At 54.2% G+C, this 15,987-nt stretch carries 18 protein-coding genes; 11 read left to right on the top strand and 7 right to left on the bottom strand.

Features of this window, described 5'->3' with window-relative positions:
* Window positions 1–53 precede the first annotated feature (53 nt).
* The gene (locus OKX01_RS16755; RefSeq protein WP_264672100.1) at window positions 54–260 is read left to right on the top strand and encodes a hypothetical protein; all 207 of its coding nucleotides are present in this window, start codon (window positions 54–56) and stop codon (window positions 258–260) included.
* A 135-nt stretch (window positions 261–395) separates the two neighbouring features.
* Here OKX01_RS16755 and ttcA read toward each other — a convergent pair whose 3' ends face one another.
* From ttcA to OKX01_RS16740, 3 genes are read right to left on the bottom strand one after another with little or no spacing between them, the layout of a single operon-like run.
* Entirely contained in the window at window positions 396–1,451 is a 1,056-nt protein-coding gene (ttcA, locus tag OKX01_RS16750; RefSeq protein ID WP_094197907.1) for a tRNA 2-thiocytidine(32) synthetase TtcA, read from the bottom strand.
* A gap of 56 nt (window positions 1,452–1,507) precedes the next feature.
* Entirely contained in the window at window positions 1,508–1,867 is a 360-nt protein-coding gene (gene folB, locus OKX01_RS16745; protein ID WP_094197906.1) for a dihydroneopterin aldolase, read from the bottom strand.
* 50 nt (window positions 1,868–1,917) lie between these two features.
* Window positions 1,918–3,693: a M61 family metallopeptidase gene (locus OKX01_RS16740; protein WP_249460339.1), complete on the bottom strand. Its 1,776-nt coding sequence runs from the start codon at window positions 3,691–3,693 to the stop codon at window positions 1,918–1,920.
* A 34-nt stretch (window positions 3,694–3,727) separates the two neighbouring features.
* On the opposite strand from OKX01_RS16740, the gene OKX01_RS16735 reads away from it, so the two are divergent.
* From OKX01_RS16735 to OKX01_RS16690, 10 genes are all read left to right on the top strand, one after another.
* Window positions 3,728–4,504, top strand: coding sequence for an enoyl-CoA hydratase (locus OKX01_RS16735; protein ID WP_094197904.1), 777 nt, complete (start codon window positions 3,728–3,730; stop codon window positions 4,502–4,504).
* A 283-nt stretch (window positions 4,505–4,787) separates the two neighbouring features.
* Window positions 4,788–5,273, top strand: coding sequence for an ATP synthase subunit I (locus tag OKX01_RS16730; protein WP_230019341.1), 486 nt, complete (start codon window positions 4,788–4,790; stop codon window positions 5,271–5,273).
* Between the two features lie 55 nt (window positions 5,274–5,328).
* The gene (gene atpB, locus OKX01_RS16725; protein ID WP_094197903.1) at window positions 5,329–6,210 is read left to right on the top strand and encodes a F0F1 ATP synthase subunit A; all 882 of its coding nucleotides are present in this window, start codon (window positions 5,329–5,331) and stop codon (window positions 6,208–6,210) included.
* Window positions 6,211–6,314: 104 nt separating this feature from the next.
* A complete protein-coding gene (gene atpE, locus OKX01_RS16720) occupies window positions 6,315–6,557 on the top strand; it encodes a F0F1 ATP synthase subunit C (RefSeq protein ID WP_003805001.1) in 243 nt (80 codons plus the stop codon).
* 154 nt (window positions 6,558–6,711) lie between these two features.
* Entirely contained in the window at window positions 6,712–7,182 is a 471-nt protein-coding gene (locus OKX01_RS16715) for a F0F1 ATP synthase subunit B (RefSeq protein WP_009464119.1), read from the top strand.
* A gap of 14 nt (window positions 7,183–7,196) precedes the next feature.
* Window positions 7,197–7,736: a F0F1 ATP synthase subunit delta gene (locus tag OKX01_RS16710; RefSeq protein ID WP_094197901.1), complete on the top strand. Its 540-nt coding sequence runs from the start codon at window positions 7,197–7,199 to the stop codon at window positions 7,734–7,736.
* 35 nt (window positions 7,737–7,771) lie between these two features.
* Complete coding sequence (gene atpA / locus OKX01_RS16705; protein ID WP_094197900.1) at window positions 7,772–9,313, top strand: F0F1 ATP synthase subunit alpha; 1,542 nt, start codon at window positions 7,772–7,774, stop codon at window positions 9,311–9,313.
* A 94-nt stretch (window positions 9,314–9,407) separates the two neighbouring features.
* Window positions 9,408–10,316 (top strand): F0F1 ATP synthase subunit gamma, encoded by a 909-nt coding sequence (atpG, locus tag OKX01_RS16700; RefSeq protein WP_094197899.1) that lies wholly within the window; start codon window positions 9,408–9,410, stop codon window positions 10,314–10,316.
* Window positions 10,317–10,360: 44 nt separating this feature from the next.
* Entirely contained in the window at window positions 10,361–11,782 is a 1,422-nt protein-coding gene (gene atpD / locus OKX01_RS16695) for a F0F1 ATP synthase subunit beta (RefSeq protein ID WP_042486019.1), read from the top strand.
* Window positions 11,783–11,794: 12 nt separating this feature from the next.
* Complete coding sequence (locus tag OKX01_RS16690; protein ID WP_094197897.1) at window positions 11,795–12,217, top strand: F0F1 ATP synthase subunit epsilon; 423 nt, start codon at window positions 11,795–11,797, stop codon at window positions 12,215–12,217.
* A gap of 314 nt (window positions 12,218–12,531) precedes the next feature.
* On the opposite strand, the gene rfbD is transcribed toward OKX01_RS16690, so the two are convergent.
* From rfbD to rfbB, 4 genes are read right to left on the bottom strand one after another with little or no spacing between them, the layout of a single operon-like run.
* The gene (gene rfbD / locus OKX01_RS16685) at window positions 12,532–13,458 is read right to left on the bottom strand and encodes a dTDP-4-dehydrorhamnose reductase (RefSeq protein WP_264672099.1); all 927 of its coding nucleotides are present in this window, start codon (window positions 13,456–13,458) and stop codon (window positions 12,532–12,534) included.
* A gap of 6 nt (window positions 13,459–13,464) precedes the next feature.
* The gene (gene rfbC, locus OKX01_RS16680) at window positions 13,465–14,013 is read right to left on the bottom strand and encodes a dTDP-4-dehydrorhamnose 3,5-epimerase (protein WP_264672098.1); all 549 of its coding nucleotides are present in this window, start codon (window positions 14,011–14,013) and stop codon (window positions 13,465–13,467) included.
* Window positions 14,000–14,881 (bottom strand): glucose-1-phosphate thymidylyltransferase RfbA, encoded by an 882-nt coding sequence (gene rfbA, locus OKX01_RS16675; protein ID WP_264672097.1) that lies wholly within the window; start codon window positions 14,879–14,881, stop codon window positions 14,000–14,002. Before rfbA ends, rfbC begins: the two co-directional genes overlap by 14 nt.
* Entirely contained in the window at window positions 14,878–15,942 is a 1,065-nt protein-coding gene (gene rfbB / locus OKX01_RS16670) for a dTDP-glucose 4,6-dehydratase (RefSeq protein ID WP_264672096.1), read from the bottom strand. Before rfbB ends, rfbA begins: the two co-directional genes overlap by 4 nt.
* Window positions 15,943–15,987: the final 45 nt, after the last annotated feature.

Genomic DNA, 15,987 nt, shown 5'->3' with positions numbered 1-15,987 from the left:
ACCATTGGCATCTGGCGTTAAATCCAGGTTTTGAAGGTTTATATCGGGGCTTTTTGTTGTCCGTCGTTGGTGTGTTTGCTGGCGGTAAGCGCTACGCTAAGTTGCAGTCCAAGCAGTCCAAGCAGTCCAAGCAGTCCAAGCAGTCCAAGCAGTCCAAGCAGTCCAAGCAGTCCAAGCAGTCCAAGCAGTCCAAGCAGTCCAAGCAGTCCAAGCAGTCCAAGCAGTCCAAGCAGTGGCGATCTCTGATCTGTAGGCGCTAGGGTTTGGAGGGCTTTTGGTGCCACGATCGAAAAAGATGATCCGCTCTACAGCTTGGAGTGGTGTTTTTTTCTGGGCACAGACCATCCGTTCCATGGCCCAGAGGACTGTCGGCGTTGGAGCGTCGACCACTCGCTTTATTGGCCGGAGCGCCTTTTGCTCATGAACACAATCTGCTGCTCGCCAGAAGCGGCTGGCTGGGCGGGAGTGAAGGCATCCTGGCGCACAGTAGGTGCGGCATCATCGGCTTCTTCTTCAAAGCCTGTGGCCAAAAGGCTCTCAGGCAGGTGATCGTCGAAGTAATCCTGGTCAAAGCCCTTGTCTCCTTCGGGATCGGCCTGTCCTGTCACCTTCAGATCTGCAAAGTTATGCAGCTTGGGATCCATCAGGTGCGATGGCACCACGCGGGTCAGGGCGCCAAAGACGTTCCAGGAGCGGTGCGGGAATTTCTTGTCCCAGTCTGCAATCATGCGGTTGATTTCCTGACGTTTCAGGTTCTCTTGTGAGCCGCACAAGTTACAGGGGATGATGGGGAATTCTTTCAGCTTGGCGTAGGCGATCAGGTCTTTCTCGGGCACATAAGCCAGAGGGCGGATCACAATATGTTCGCCGTTATCCGACATCAGTTTGGGCGGCATGCCTTTCATACGGCCACCGTAAAACAGATTCAGAAAGAAGGTAGCCAGAATGTCGTCCCGGTGATGGCCCAGGGCGATCTTGGTGGCGCCTAGCTCCTTGGCGACACGGTACAAAATCCCACGGCGCAGGCGCGAGCACAGAGAACACATGGTCTTGCCTTCGGCAATGACGCGAGTGACCACCGAGTACGTGTCCTGGGTTTCGATGTGATAGGGCACGCCCAGCTTTTCCAGATACTCTGGCAGGATGTGGTCAGGAAAACCGGGCTGCTTCTGGTCCAGATTCACGGCCACGATGTCGAACTTGATGGGAGCGCGCTTTTGCAATGTCATCAGCACGTCCAGCAGGCCGTAGGAATCCTTGCCGCCGGACAGGCAGACCATGATCTTGTCGCCTTCTTCGATCATGTTGAAGTCCCCGATCGCGCGGCCTACTTCACGCATGATGCGTTTGCTCAGCTTGTTGTCGTTAACACGCTGCTTGCGTTCGGCCTTGCTGGCAAAGACGGGCGTATCGGTTTCGGAAGAAGGTAAGGGGCTGGTGTCTTGGGACATAAGGGAAAGCGGAGAGAAGTATCATCGAGGCCCCGGCTGGAAGCGGGGCGGGGGCTTTAGCGGTGGCGTTCGATCTCGATGCCAACGGCATCACAATCGGCAAAGGCCTCGGGTTTGCTGGCCCGAATTTTAACGCGTTCCACGGTCGGGAAGTCATTCTGGATGCGATCAGCCAGGCGTTCCACCAGCGTTTCCAGCAGATTGGTGTGTTCGGTGGTGCTGACTTCAATCAGCGCCTCGCGCAACTGGCGGTAGTCCAGCACGGTGCCAATATCGCTGTCCTCTACGTCTTGCGTAATGGTGGTGTCGAATTCGGCGTCAATATGCAGGGGCTGGCGGTGAACCAGCTCGTGGTCCAGCATGCCGATAGAGGCTTGCACCACCAGATTGTTGATAAATATGCGGCGTGTCGTCATGGCAAAAAAAAGGAGCAGGCCCGCCGGGTGGGGCGGGCCTGTGAAGTCAATCAGGACTGGCGGCTCAGGACGCATTCGTCCAATGCAGGGCGTGCCAGTTGCAGCGTGAAGCAGTGTAGTTCATCGCGGCGGAAAGCGTGGACCTGAACGGTCTGGCCGGGCTCGTACGCGGCCAGAAGGCGTTCCAGGCTGGCGGTGTCGTTGACACGTAAGCCGTCAATGGCGACCAGGGTGTCACCGGCGGACAGGCCGGCTTGGTGCGCTGCACCATCGGTAAACACAGTGGCCAACTGGCATTGGCCCGCGCTTTGGCGCAAGCGGGCGTTCAGGCTGGGCAGCTTGGAGGAGGCTTGCCATTCCAGCTTCAGGCCGTGTTCGGCCAGCCAGGGTTTCAAGGGCAGGTCCTCGCAACCTTCAACATAGCGGGCAATGAAGTCTGTGGCGTCGTAGCCGGTGGCTTCCAGAATCAGGGCAGACATGGCATCTTCAGGAATGCCTTGTGGCTTGCCTTGATAGAAGTCGCGGCCATAGCGTTCCCACATCAGCAGCATGACATCATCCAGGCCCTTGGCTTGCCGGGTATGGCTGCGGATGCACAGGTCCAGGCCCAGTGCAATCAAGGCGCCCTTGCTGTAATAGCTGACCAGTGCGTTGGGGGAGTTCTCGTCCTGCTTGTAATAGCGTGTCCATGCATCAAAAGAGCTTTGCGCGGCGGACTGTTTGAGGCGGCCAGGGCCACGCTCGACGGCGTTGATGTTTTTGGCCAGCAGCTTCAGGTAGTCTGGTTCGCTCAGCACGCCCGAACGCAGCAGCATCAAATCGTCGTAGTAAGAGGTGAAGCCCTCAAACACCCACAGCAATCGGGTGTGGTTTTCGCGGCTCAAGTCATAGGGCGCAAATGCGGCAGGCTTGATGCGCTTGACGTTCCAGGTGTGGAAGTATTCATGGCTGACCAAACCCAAAAAGGTTTGGTAGCCCGCGCTTTTTATCGATTTGTCCTGGCCCTGGGTGGGGAGGTCACGGCGCGAAGCCATCAGGGCGGTCGAGGCGCGATGCTCCAGACCGCCGTAACCGTCATCGGTCACCATGGTCATGAACACGTAGCGCGAGCTGCTGTCCAGAAAGGGCGCGCGACGGGTTTCAGGCTCAAAAAAACCGATTTGTTCGGTGCAGATTTTCTCTACATCGCGGGCGATACGAGGCAAATCCAGATTGGGAATGACGCCGGTAAAAACCAGCTCGTGTTCGGCGCCGTGCGCAAAGAAGCTGATGACCTGTGGGGTGCCCATTTCAATGGGATGGTCGATCAGCTCATCGTAATTGCGGGCGCGATACAGGCCAAAACCATAACGTTCGGCCGCGCCGGGCATGCCAGTGGCCTCGGGCAGGCTGGTGTAAACCTGCCAATCCTCCATGTCCTGGTTGGGCACCAGCTCCAGTAGACATGGCTGTTCGGTCTGACCTTCAACGGCCAGCAGGGCGCTGGTGCCATTAAAGAAAGCATGGGTCTGATCAATATGCGCGCCGCGCACGGATAGGTCCCAGGCGTAGACCTGATATTGCACACTCAAGGGACCCTTGCAGGGCTCGCACTGCCAACGGTGATTATCCAGCTTGTGGATGGAAACCGGTTTTTCGCCACAGAAGGCGGCTATGCTTTCGATCTGACGCGAGAAGTCGCGGATCAGGTAGCTGCCAGGAATCCAGGCCGGAAGGCTTAATACCTGGCCATTGGTTTGGGGAGAAGTGATCTGTATCTGGACAGTCAGGCGGTGGCCGGCGAGATCTGTCGGCTCGGCACGGTAAAGTACGGGTGTAGGTTCCATTCCCCTATTCTATTTAATTTTTCTGGGAGTCAGCATGAACGAACCCTTAGTCAAAGCAGAGGTGCATGGTCGTGTTGCTTTATTGACATTAAATCGGCCCAAGGCTTTGAATGCGCTCAATAACGAGCTGATCGCCGAGTTGTATGCCCTGTTAAAGAAATACGATGCCGACAACGAAATCGGTTGTATCGTGCTGACCGGTAACGAAAAAGCGTTTGCGGCCGGTGCCGATATTGGTGCCATGAAAGACTGGAACTACCACGATGTCAGCTCCCAGGACTATCTAGGTGGCCAGTGGGAAGAACTGCGCCGTTTCCGCAAACCCATCATCGCTGCCGTTGCTGGCTATGCTTTGGGTGGTGGCTGCGAATTGGCCATGTTGTGCGACTTCATCATTGCGGCTGACTCTGCCCGTTTTGGTCAACCAGAAATCAAACTGGGCGTAATTCCCGGTTTCGGTGGTACGCAACGTCTGCCTCGGGCCGTGGGCAAGGCCAAAGCCATGGATTTGATTCTGACTGCACGCATGATGAATGCCGAAGAGGCTGAGCGTTCCGGTCTGGTCTCGCGCGTGGTGCCTGCCGACAAATTGTTGGAAGAAGCGCTTGATGCCGCAACGGTTATTTCCAGCATGTCGCTGCCGTCGGTCTTGATGGCCAAAGAGTGCGTGAACCGCGCTTTTGAATCGTCTTTGGAAGAGGGCTTGCTGTTTGAACGCCGCAACTTCCACGGCTTGTTTGCCACTGACGATCAGAAAGAAGGGATGCGTGCTTTTGTCGAGAAGCGCAAGCCTGAGTTTAAGCATCGCTAAGTTTCCCAATCGCTGATAAATCAGGGGGTGTGTTGTAAAATTGCTGCGCTGCAATGTTACAAAATAAGCGTACCCCTTGATGCCATTGGGATTGCGTATATCAGCCTTGCATTAAGTATCAAACAAGCAAGGCTGAATTTGCTTACAACAAAAAAAAGACGCTATACTTTATGGGTTTGACGACACCGGCTTTTTAAAAGGGGCCGATAATATTGCGCGGATGGATTGGCCAAGGCCTTTGCAGTACATCCACCCACACAACGTTATCTGATAGTTTCCTATTATGAATCAGCCGTTTTATCAGCAAACAGGCACCACAGCCACGGTGCAGGCAGCAGGGGACAAAGCACCATTTCCCGAACCCGTCGTATTGACGCCCGAGCAACGTAGCCGCATGGCTCGCCGGGCAGGGCAAGGAATTGTGCGCACACTGTTTGCCCAGGCTTTTATGGGCCTGTTGGCCATTGGCCTGTCGGCATGGATTTCCGGCGCATATGCAGCAGCCTCGGCACTTATCGGTGCGGCTGCTTATTTTGTGCCTAACGCATTGTTCGCATTGCGTCTTTTGCTAGGTTTGATGGGTGGTGGCAACGCCGGCGCCCTTTCCTTCTTTTGGGGGGAAGCATTCAAGCTTGGCTTTGCGGTATTGACACTGGCAGCGGCTGCCATGGCAAACACAGGCTGGTTGGTTTGGCCTGCCTTGCTCTTTGGCTTGCTATGTGTCTTGAAGGGATATGTGCTGCTGCTGTTTTTTCGCAAGCTGCCATAACGAATTTTGTTTCACGGGCTTGTCCCATAACATATACATCACAGGGTAAATACAGATGGCTGCTGCTAGTGATATTTCGCCTCAGTCAGGGTACATCCAGCATCACTTAGTTCACTTGAATAACGTGGGTGAAAAACAGGATGTTCTGGCCAACTTCGGTGTCATTAACTACGACTCCATGTTCTGGTCCCTGCTGATGGGCTTGGTTGTGGTTTTCTTTCTGTGGCGTGCCGCTTCGGCCGCAACAGCCGGTGTACCAGGTCGCTTGCAGTCTTTCGTAGAAATGCTGGTCGATTGGGTTGAAGATCAGGCCAAATCCATTGTTCCCAATGCCGAGTCCCGGAAGTTTGTCTCGCCTCTGGCGCTGACCGTGTTCCTGTGGATCCTCATGATGAACGTGCTGGACTTGCTGCCGGTTGATGGCCTGGGTTGGATTTTCATCCAGACCGGTCTGGCCTCCGAACATGGCGACCCTCTGTACTACCACCGTATTTTGCCAACCGCTGACTTGAACGTGCCAATGGGCATGTCCATGGGCGTGCTGCTGCTGATGTTCTACTACGGCATCAAGATCAAGCATCCAGGCGGTTTCGTCAAAGAGCTGTTTACTGCACCGTTCACCGCGACTGGCCTGATGGCTGTATTGCTCGCACCTTTCAACTTCTTGCTGAACTGCATCGAGTACGCGGCCAAGTCTGTGTCTTTGGGCATGCGGTTGTTCGGCAATATGTTTGCCGGTGAATTGGTTTTCATGTTGATCGCTCTGCTGGGTGGCGCATGGACAGGGTTTAATGGCGCCAGCCTGGGACTGGGTCTCGGTCACATTCTGGCCGGTTCTGTGTGGGCAATCTTCCACATTCTGATTGTGTTGCTCCAGGCGTTCATCTTCATGATGCTCACCCTTGTCTATATCGGACAAGCACACGAAGGCCATTAATCCGATTCCGACTGGACAATGGTGTCTGGTTGGGGGGAGCAGGCTTAGCTTGCTAACGCTTTGATTTTTTTGAATTACACCTGATTTTTAACCAAGGAGTTGTCATGACCAACGTAGCTTTCGTTGCTCTTGCTTGCGGTATCATCATCGGTCTGGGCGCTTTTGGCGCTTGCATTGGTATCGCCCTGATGGGTGGTAAATATCTGGAAGCATCCGCTCGTCAGCCAGAACTGATGAACGCTCTGCAAACCAAGATGTTCTTGTTGGCCGGTCTGATCGATGCTGCTTTCCTGATCGGTGTCGGTATCGCCATGTTGTTTGCATTCGCCAACCCATTTGTTGGGTAAAAAGGCGAGTCCGTTGCCGCTTTTGGCAGATGGACAGGCAGTCGTCGTTAGCGGTGTGTTGCTCGGTTTGATCATGCACCGCTTGTCGACTTGAACATACATGTGTCAGGACGCATACCGCTTCCTACACACGTGGTATTGAAGGGATACGACCGTGAATTTAAACGCGACTCTCTTTTTTCAGATGATCGTGTTTTTCGTTTTGGCCTGGTTTACGATGAAATTCGTATGGCCGCCACTGACGAAAGCAATCGATGATCGTCGTCAGAAAATCGCTGATGGTTTGGCTGCTGCCGATAAAGGCAAGGCCGATCTGGCACAGGCCCAAGCGCGTATCAGCCTGATGGATGCTTCGGCTAAATCCGAGAACCATCAACGCATTGTCGACGCTGAAAAACAAGCGACTGCTCTTTTGGAGCAAGCTCGTCGTGAAGCCGAAGCCGAAAAAGCCCGCATTATTGCGCAGGCCCAGCAAGACGCTAACCAAGAAGTGCAACGCGTACGTGAAGGTTTGCGTAGCGAAGTGGCTGCCTTGGCTGTCAAGGGTGCCGAGCAAATCTTGCGACGCGAAGTTGACGCGAATGCGCACGCCCAGCTGCTCGAGCAGCTCAAGGCAGAACTTTAACATCAAGGCAGGCCATGGCTGAACTATCGACTATTGCCAGACCTTACGCCGAAGCCCTGTTCGCCGCCGTACGCGACGACAGCCAGGGCCTCGAATCGTGGTCGGCCCTGTTGTCCGAAATGGCTCAGGTGGCCGGTCTCCACGATGTGCGCGAGGCACTGAACGATCCGCGCCTGAATAACGGGCAGCGACTCGAACTCTTTACGGGCCTGGTTAAGTCACAGGTCACCGAAAAGGCTCGCAACTTTCTTCAATTGTTGGTGGATAACCAGCGCATCTTGCTGCTGCCACAAATTGCAGAACAGTTTGATCTATTGAAACACCAACTCGAAGGCACGGCGCAGGCACAGATCATCAGTGCTTTCCCGATGGCTGAGGCTCAGGTTGCTGAGCTGACCGCTGGGCTGGAGAAAAAGTTTGGCCTGAAGCTAAAACCGACTGTGACCGTCGACACTGACCTTATCGGCGGTATTCGGGTGATTGTTGGTGACCAGGTGCTCGACACTTCCGTGCAGGCCCGGCTGGCCAGCATGCGCGATACGCTGACCGCATAGCGCGAGTCAGTAAACAGGATTTCAGGAGTCTGAACATGCAACTTAATCCGTCCGAGATCAGCGAACTGCTCAAGAGCCGCATCGAAGGCCTGGGCGCGTCGACTGACGTTCGTACACAAGGTACGGTCGTATCCGTGACCGACGGTATTACGCGTATCCACGGTTTGTCCGATGTGATGCAGGGCGAAATGCTCGAATTTCCGAACAACACGTTCGGTCTGGCCCTTAACCTCGAGCGCGACTCTGTCGGCGCCGTGATTCTGGGTGAATACACCGGTGTTTCCGAAGGCGACGCAGTTAAAACAACTGGCCGCATTCTGGAAGTACCCGTTGGCCCCGAACTGCTGGGTCGTGTGGTTGATACTCTGGGTATGCCTATCGACGGCAAGGGCCCGATCAACGCCAAGATGACAGACGTCATCGAGAAAGTGGCTCCTGGCGTTATTGCCCGTGAGTCCGTCTCCCAGCCCATGCAGACCGGCACGAAAGCCGTGGACTCCATGGTGCCAATTGGCCGTGGTCAGCGCGAACTGATCATTGGTGACCGTCAGACCGGTAAAACTGCCGTGGCTGTGGACACCATCATTGCTCAAAAGGGCAATGGCGTTAAATGTATCTACGTTGCCGTGGGCCAAAAAGCCTCCACGATCAACAACGTGGTGCGCAAGCTCGAAGAGCACGGTGCTCTGGAGTACACGATTGTTGTGGCCGCCTCGGCTTCCGAGTCCGCCGCCATGCAATACCTGGCTCCTTACTCCGGTTGCACCATGGGTGAATACTTCCGTGATCGTGGCGAAGACGCCCTGATCATTTATGACGACTTGACCAAGCAAGCTTGGGCCTACCGTCAAGTATCCCTGTTGCTGCGTCGCCCACCAGGCCGTGAAGCCTACCCTGGCGACGTGTTCTACCTGCACTCCCGTCTGCTCGAGCGCGCTGCTCGTGTGAACGCCGAGTACGTAGAAAAATTCACTAACGGTGAAGTGAAGGGCAAGACCGGTTCGTTGACCGCACTGCCTATCATTGAAACGCAAGCCGGTGACGTTTCCGCTTTCGTTCCAACCAACGTGATTTCGATTACTGACGGTCAGATCTTCCTGGAGTCCGACCTGTTCAACGCGGGTGTTCGTCCTGCTATTAACGCCGGTATTTCGGTGTCCCGCGTGGGTGGCGCTGCTCAGACCAAGGTCATCAAGAAGCTGTCCGGCGGTATTCGTACCGACTTGGCTCAGTACCGTGAATTGGCCGCGTTTGCTCAGTTTGCTTCCGACCTGGATGACGCAACCCGTCGCCAGCTGGAGCGTGGTAAGCGCGTGGTCGAACTGCTCAAGCAGCCCCAGTACCAGCCTTTGGCTGTGTGGGAACTGGCCGTGAGCCTGTACGCTGTGAACAACGGTTACTTCGACGATCTGGAAGTCGCTCAGGTTCTGCCTTTCGAAAAAGGCCTGAAAGATCACCTGCGCAGCAAGTTCGCTGCTCTGGTTGAGCGTATCGAAAGCAAGAAGGAACTGGGTAAAGAAGACGAGGCTGAGTTGGTTGCAGCCATCCAGGACTTCAAAAAGCACGGCGCTTTCTAATCATTGTTGGCAGGCGCCGGAAACCCCGGCGTCATGATTAGCGGGAGTCGACAGCCTAGTTGGGCTCCCGATAATGCCCTTACAGGAAAGTGTGATGGCCGGAATCAAGGAAATTCGTACTAAGATCAAGAGCGTGCAAAACACGTCCAAGATCACCAAAGCCATGGAGATGGTGGCAGCATCCAAGATGCGCAAGGCGCAAGAGCGGATGCGTGCTGGCCGTCCCTATGCAGACAAGGTGCGCGAGATTGCTTCGCATCTGATGCAGGCGCACCCCGACTACACTCACCCCTACATGGTTGAGCCCGCCGAAGTCAAATCGGTAGGTATCGTGGTTGTCAGCACGGACAAAGGTCTGTGTGGCGGCCTGAACACCAATATTCTGCGTCTGGTACTTGCGCGTGTTCGCGAGTTTGAAGACAAAGGTATTAGCGTTCAGACAACGGCTCTGGGTGGTAAAGCTGCTGGAACATTGGCGCGTGTTGGTGCCAATCTGGTTTCTCAGGAAGTGGGCTTGGGCGATGCGCCTAACCTGGAACGTCTGATTGGCGCTATTAAAGTGCAGATCGATGACTTCGTGGAAGGCCGTATTGATGCTGTTTATCTGGCGACCAGCCGCTTTGTCAATACGATGAAGCAGGACCCAACATTTATTCGCTTGTTGCCTTTGCCTTCCGGTCTGAAAGATCCTTTCCAGGCTGGCGATCAGGTAGACGCTCAAGAAAGTGTTAACGCTTCCGAGTACGGTTGGGATTACATCTACGAACCCGATGCCAAGTCGGTTATTGACGATTTGCTGATGCGTTACGTAGAGGGTCTGGTGTATCAGGCCGTTGCCGAGAACATGGCCTCTGAGCAGTCTGCCCGTATGGTGGCCATGAAAGCCGCTTCGGACAATGCCAAGACCGTTATCGGTGATCTTCAGCTGGTCTATAACAAGACTCGCCAGGCAGCGATTACGAAAGAAATCTCTGAAATCGTGGGGGGTGCCGCCGCTGTGTAATCACGGCAAGGCACACCATCAAAGTTATATTGCAAGGACTCAACATGAGCAACGGTACCATCGTTCAGTGCATCGGCGCCGTGGTGGATATTCAGTTCCCCCGCGACAGCATCCCTAAAGTCTACGAAGCATTGACTCTCGTTGACGAAAGTTCGGCTTTCGCAGAAAAAGGCCTGACTTTTGAAGTACAGCAACAATTGGGTGACGGTGTAGTTCGCACCATCGCCATGGGCTCCAGCGACGGCCTGCGTCGCGGTATGGAAGTGGCCGGTTCGGGCGCTCCTATCTCCGTACCTGTGGGTGTTGGCACCCTGGGCCGCATTATGGACGTTCTGGGTCGCCCGATCGACGAAGTCGGCCCTATCCAGTCTGACGAGCGTCGCGCCATTCACCAGGCTGCTCCTACTTTCGACGAACTGTCGCCTTCCGTAGAGCTGCTGGAAACCGGTATTAAAGTGATTGACCTGGTCTGCCCGTTCGCCAAGGGTGGTAAGGTTGGTCTGTTCGGTGGTGCCGGTGTGGGCAAGACCGTGAACATGCTGGAGCTGATCAACAACATCGCCAAGGCACACAGCGGTTTGTCCGTGTTTGCCGGTGTGGGTGAGCGTACCCGTGAAGGTAACGACTTCTACCACGAAATGGCTGATGCTGGCGTTATCCAGATGGACAACCTGAGCGAGTCCAAAGTGGCCATGGTGTTCGGTCAGATGAACGAACCTCCAGGCAACCGTCTGCGTGTGGCACTGTCCGGTCTGACCATGGCCGAGAAGTTCCGTGACGAAGGCCGTGACATCCTGTTCTTCGTGGACAACATCTACCGCTACACGCTGGCCGGTACCGAAGTGTCCGCTCTGCTGGGTCGTATGCCTTCCGCAGTGGGTTACCAGCCTACGCTGGCCGAGGAAATGGGTAAGCTGCAAGAGCGTATTACCTCCACCAAGACCGGTTCGATTACGTCCATCCAGGCCGTTTACGTTCCAGCCGATGACTTGACTGACCCATCGCCTGCTACGACCTTCTTGCACTTGGACTCCACCGTTGTGTTGTCTCGTGACATTGCTGCTCTGGGTATTTACCCCGCTGTGGATCCTCTGGACTCCACCAGCCGTCAGCTGGATCCACAAGTTGTGGGTGAAGAGCACTACGCAGTGGCTCGCGGTGTTCAGCAAACGCTGCAGCGCTACAAGGAACTGCGCGATATTATCGCCATTCTGGGTATGGACGAGCTGTCTCCAGAAGACAAGCAGGCTGTTGCCCGCGCTCGTAAGATCCAGCGCTTCCTGTCTCAGCCTTTCCACGTGGCAGAAGTGTTTACCGGCTCGCCTGGTAAATATGTTCCACTGGCTGAAACCCTGCGCGGCTTCAAGATGATCGTCGACGGCGAGTGTGATGCTCTGCCAGAACAGGCATTCTACATGGTCGGTTCCATCGACGAGGCTTTCGAAAAAGCCAAGACTATTCAGTAATAAGGATTACTCATGGCTAAGCTTCATGTTGACGTGGTCAGTGCCGAAGAATCGATCTTTTCCGGTGAGGCAAAGTTCGTGGCGCTGCCTGGCGAGGCTGGAGAGCTGGGTATTTTGCCCGGACACACTCCACTGATCTCGCGGATTCGTCCCGGCACGCTGAAGATCGTTATGGACGATGGCAGCGAAGAGCATATCTTTGTCGCTGGCGGCATACTCGAGGTTCAGCCTGGGAAAGTCACTGTATTGTCGGATACCGCGATTCGCGCACACGACTTGGATGAAGCAAAGGCCCTGGAAGCCCGCAAACATGCGGAAGAGGCCCTGCGCAACACCAAGGACAAGGCCGACATCGCTGTTGTGGAAGCCGAGCTGGCCATGCTGGCCGCTCAAGCTGCTGCAGCACGACGCCTGCGTGACGTGCGCAAGCACTGATCTCAAGTCGGTAGCATCCGCAAAAAAGCCACCCTTAGGGGTGGCTTTTTTGTGTTTGGTGTAGACAGAAGGGTGGGGTTGAATATCTACTTTTTCTGACTGCAACTGCAACTGCAACTGCAACTGCAACTGCAACTGCAACTGCAACTGTAACTGCAACTGCTACTGCGCCCGCCCGCCTCAGCGGCGACTATGTCAGAGATATGGGCGGGGATACCAAGTGGTAGTTGGTGTGCCTGATTTATTGGACCCAGCTATCGCAGCACAGAATAAGCACACCATCAGCTTGGCCTGTTGCAGTCATGCGGCATGATTCACCGCATCTGTTTCAGGGCAAGCAGGCTTTGCTTGATGCCGCGCCGCCAGTCTCTTTCGATAGCTTGTGCCCCTAGCAAAGCATCCAGCCTGCCTTGTTGCAAACTGGATTGCGCCGGCCGCTTGGCAGGTGTTGGGTACTGGTTAGTAGAGATAGCGGTCAACGTTGGTGCTTGTGCCAACAGATCAAGTTTGACTGCCTGGTCAAAGATTTCTTGGGCAAAGCCATACCAGCTTACAGAGGGTTGGCCAGCAAAATGGTAGACACCTGATGGAGACTGCTGCTTGCCGGTGTCCTGTTTGGACTCACACAGCCGTTCTGCCAGTTGAAGTAACACTTGAGCAATATGTGGCGCGTAGCTAGGGCCACCAATCTGGTCATCAACAATGCTCAGTTCAGTGCGTTCCCGCCCCAGGCGTAGCATGGTCTTCAGAAAGTTGTTTCCAAACTGGCTGAATACCCAACTGGTGCGCAAAATGATGGACGAGGGCAGGGCGGTCAGGACTGCTTGCTCGCCCGCCAACTTACTTTGTCCATAAACGCTGGCAGGGCAGGTAGGAGCATCTTCGGCATAGGGCTGGCTTGCCAGGCCGTCAAACACATAGTCAGTGGAGACATGAATAAGCGCTATGCCGCGTTCGGCGCAGGCAGCGGCCAGAATGCCGGGAGCTATACCGTTGATCAGATGTGCTGTCTCTGGTTCGGACTCGGCTTTATCCACTGCTGTGTAAGCCGCTGCATTGATTAGGACTGTTGGCTTGTACTGATCTAAGGCGCGTGCGATTGAATCTGTTTGGGTGATATCGAGCTTATCTCGGCCGAGCAGAATCAGGTCACTGCTCTTAGGCCCGAACTTGTGTATCCACTGGAAGGATTGTCCAAGCTGGCCTTGAGCTCCTGTAACAAGAATTAGGGTGCGTGACATGGGAGCTTAGGTTCTTTGCTGTGTCGCCAGTTTTTGGAGGCCCGGATACTGTGTATCTTTATCAGATAGTTTCGGGTTTGGGATTGGCCATGCTATTGCCACTTCAGGACAATCCCAAGCAAGTCCGGCCTCGTCCTGGGGGAAATAGTAGTCGGTACATTTGTAGGTGAAGTCGGCCATTTCGGACAGAACGCAGAATCCGTGTGCATAGCCTGGGGGAACCCATAGCTGGCGGTGATTGCTGTCGCTAAGTTCTACTCCGACATAGGTGCCAAATGTAGGTGAGGAGGGGTTGATATCGACCGCGACATCATAAACTGTGCCCCGTGTTACGCTGACTAACTTGCCTTGTGGCCGGGTGCGCTGAAAATGCATCCCACGCAAAACGCCTTGCTGCGAACGGGAGTGATTATCTTGAACGAATGGCAATGTAATACCGGCTTGATCACGATACCGTTCGACACTGAATGTCTCTTTAAAGAACCCTCGTTCGTCGCCAAAGACACGTGGTTCGATGATCAGGACGCCATTCAGTGCCGTTTCAATCACCTTCATTTTGTGCTCCAGCCAGTTTCAGTAGGTATTGGCCGTAGCCAGTTTTAGATAATGTCTGGGCTTGTTTGTGTAGCTGTTCACGACTGAGCCACCCCTGATTGAAAGCAATCTCTTCCAGGCAGGCGACTTTCAGGCCTTGACGATGTTCAATTGTGCGCACGAAAGTGCCAGCTTCTTGCAGGCTTTCGTGAGTGCCTGTATCCAGCCAAGCGAAGCCTCTGCCTAAAAGGCTTACGTGTAATTCGCCGGACTCCAGGTAGGCATTGTTGACGTCTGTGATTTCCAGCTCGCCGCGGGCAGAAGGTTTGACTTGACGGGCGATGTCGACTACCCGGTTATCGTAAAAATACAGGCCAGTTACAGCAAAGTTGGATTTGGGTTTGGAGGGTTTTTCCTCAATCGAAATCGCTTTACCTTGGGCGTCGAATTCGACAACGCCAAAGCGTTCCGGGTCACTGACTTGATAGCCAAAGACAGTTGCGCCTGTTTTTCGTTCTGCAGCTTCGCGCAACATTTGGCTAAAGCCGTATCCGTAGAAAATATTATCTCCGAGAATCAGACTGACATTGTCTTGGCCGATGAAGTCGGCACCAATAATAAAGGCTTGGGCCAATCCATCCGGAGAGGGTTGTTCGGCGTAAGACAGAGACAAGCCGTAGCGAGAACCATCTCCAAGTAGCTTGCGAAAATTAGGAAGGTCTTCAGGGGTGGAGATAATCAAGATTTCCCTGATGCCCGCCAGCATCAAAACCGATAAAGGATAGAAAATCATCGGTTTATCGTAGATGGGCAGCAGTTGTTTGGATACGCCCATGGTGATGGGGTGAAGGCGAGTCCCTGACCCGCCTGCCAAAATAATGCCTTTCATGCCTTGTTTCCTATACGATCCAGACGGTAGTCGCCGCTAAGTACTCGTTCCCACCAGTCCGTGTTTTCCAGATACCAGGCCACGGTCTTGCGCAGTCCTGTTTCAAATGTTTCTTTGGGTTGCCAGCCTAGTTCATTGGCAATTTTGCTTGCATCGATTGCGTAGCGTTTGTCGTGACCTGGGCGGTCTGTGACAAAAGAGATCAGATCGGCGTATTGTTTGATTCCCTTGGGTTTGCCAGGAGCCAATTTTTCCAGAATAGTACAGATACTTTGTACGACTTCCAGGTTCTGTTTTTCGTTATGGCCGCCAATATTGTAGGTTTCACCCGCCTTGCCAGTTGTAGCCACCAGTACTAACGCACGTGCGTGGTCTTCGACATATAGCCAATCCCGGATCTGATCGCCTTTGCCATAGATCGGCAAGGGCTTACCTTTCAGGGCATTCAGGATAACGTGAGGAATGAGCTTTTCCGGAAAGTGGTAAGGCCCATAGTTGTTGGAGCAGTTGGTAATCAGTACGGGTAGCCCATAAGTACGGTGCCAGGCGCGGACCAGATGATCGGAGCTGGCTTTGCTCGCAGAATAGGGCGAGCTGGGCGCATATGGTGTTGTTTCCACAAACAATTTATCCGTTCCATCCAGATCGCCATACACCTCGTCTGTAGAGATATGATGGAAGCGGAATCTGGCTTGATCCTCAACCGGCAAGCTTGACCAGTAGTGTCGTGCTGCTTCCAGTAGGGTGTAAGTGCCCATGATGTTAGTATGAATAAATGCAGCGGGTCCGTCGATAGAACGATCAACATGGGATTCCGCGGCCAAGTGCATGATCACATCAGGACAAAACTGCGTGAGCAACTGGCTCATCTGGGAGGCGTCGCATATATCGGCATGAGCAAACTGGTATCGGGGATTGCTCGCTACCGGAGCAACTGATTCCAGATTCCCGGCGTAAGTTAGCTTGTCAACATTAAGGACGCTGTGATTCGTATCCAGGATCAAGTGACGGATAACTGCCGAGCCGATAAAGCCCGCTCCGCCGGTGACTAGAATGCGCATAAGGTGATCTCGTTAGTGCGGTTAGACAAAAGATAAGACTCGGAT

Source organism: Alcaligenes sp. SMD-FA (genome assembly GCF_025960365.1).
In the GTDB taxonomy this organism is placed as follows: Bacteria; Pseudomonadota; Gammaproteobacteria; order Burkholderiales; family Burkholderiaceae_B; genus Alcaligenes; species Alcaligenes aquatilis.
The sequence above is the reverse complement of the archived record's forward strand: the minus strand, read 5'-3'. Positions and strand labels throughout refer to the sequence as shown.

Excerpts from the sequence above, each read along its gene's own strand:
- rfbD (WP_264672099.1), bottom strand. The coding sequence starts at position 13,458 with ATGTCACGCACCCTAATTCTTGTTACAGGAGCTCAAGGCCAGCTTGGA.
- atpG (WP_094197899.1), top strand. The coding sequence starts at position 9,408 with ATGGCCGGAATCAAGGAAATTCGTACTAAGATCAAGAGCGTGCAAAAC.
- rfbA (WP_264672097.1), bottom strand. The coding sequence starts at position 14,881 with ATGAAAGGCATTATTTTGGCAGGCGGGTCAGGGACTCGCCTTCACCCC.
- rfbC (WP_264672098.1), bottom strand. The coding sequence starts at position 14,013 with ATGAAGGTGATTGAAACGGCACTGAATGGCGTCCTGATCATCGAACCA.
- rfbB (WP_264672096.1), bottom strand. The coding sequence starts at position 15,942 with ATGCGCATTCTAGTCACCGGCGGAGCGGGCTTTATCGGCTCGGCAGTT.
- atpE (WP_003805001.1), top strand. The coding sequence starts at position 6,315 with ATGACCAACGTAGCTTTCGTTGCTCTTGCTTGCGGTATCATCATCGGT.
- OKX01_RS16710 (WP_094197901.1), top strand. The coding sequence starts at position 7,197 with ATGGCTGAACTATCGACTATTGCCAGACCTTACGCCGAAGCCCTGTTC.
- OKX01_RS16735 (WP_094197904.1), top strand. The coding sequence starts at position 3,728 with ATGAACGAACCCTTAGTCAAAGCAGAGGTGCATGGTCGTGTTGCTTTA.
- ttcA (WP_094197907.1), bottom strand. The coding sequence starts at position 1,451 with ATGTCCCAAGACACCAGCCCCTTACCTTCTTCCGAAACCGATACGCCC.
- atpA (WP_094197900.1), top strand. The coding sequence starts at position 7,772 with ATGCAACTTAATCCGTCCGAGATCAGCGAACTGCTCAAGAGCCGCATC.
- folB (WP_094197906.1), bottom strand. The coding sequence starts at position 1,867 with ATGACGACACGCCGCATATTTATCAACAATCTGGTGGTGCAAGCCTCT.
- OKX01_RS16740 (WP_249460339.1), bottom strand. The coding sequence starts at position 3,693 with ATGGAACCTACACCCGTACTTTACCGTGCCGAGCCGACAGATCTCGCC.
- OKX01_RS16730 (WP_230019341.1), top strand. The coding sequence starts at position 4,788 with ATGAATCAGCCGTTTTATCAGCAAACAGGCACCACAGCCACGGTGCAG.
- OKX01_RS16690 (WP_094197897.1), top strand. The coding sequence starts at position 11,795 with ATGGCTAAGCTTCATGTTGACGTGGTCAGTGCCGAAGAATCGATCTTT.
- atpB (WP_094197903.1), top strand. The coding sequence starts at position 5,329 with ATGGCTGCTGCTAGTGATATTTCGCCTCAGTCAGGGTACATCCAGCAT.
- atpD (WP_042486019.1), top strand. The coding sequence starts at position 10,361 with ATGAGCAACGGTACCATCGTTCAGTGCATCGGCGCCGTGGTGGATATT.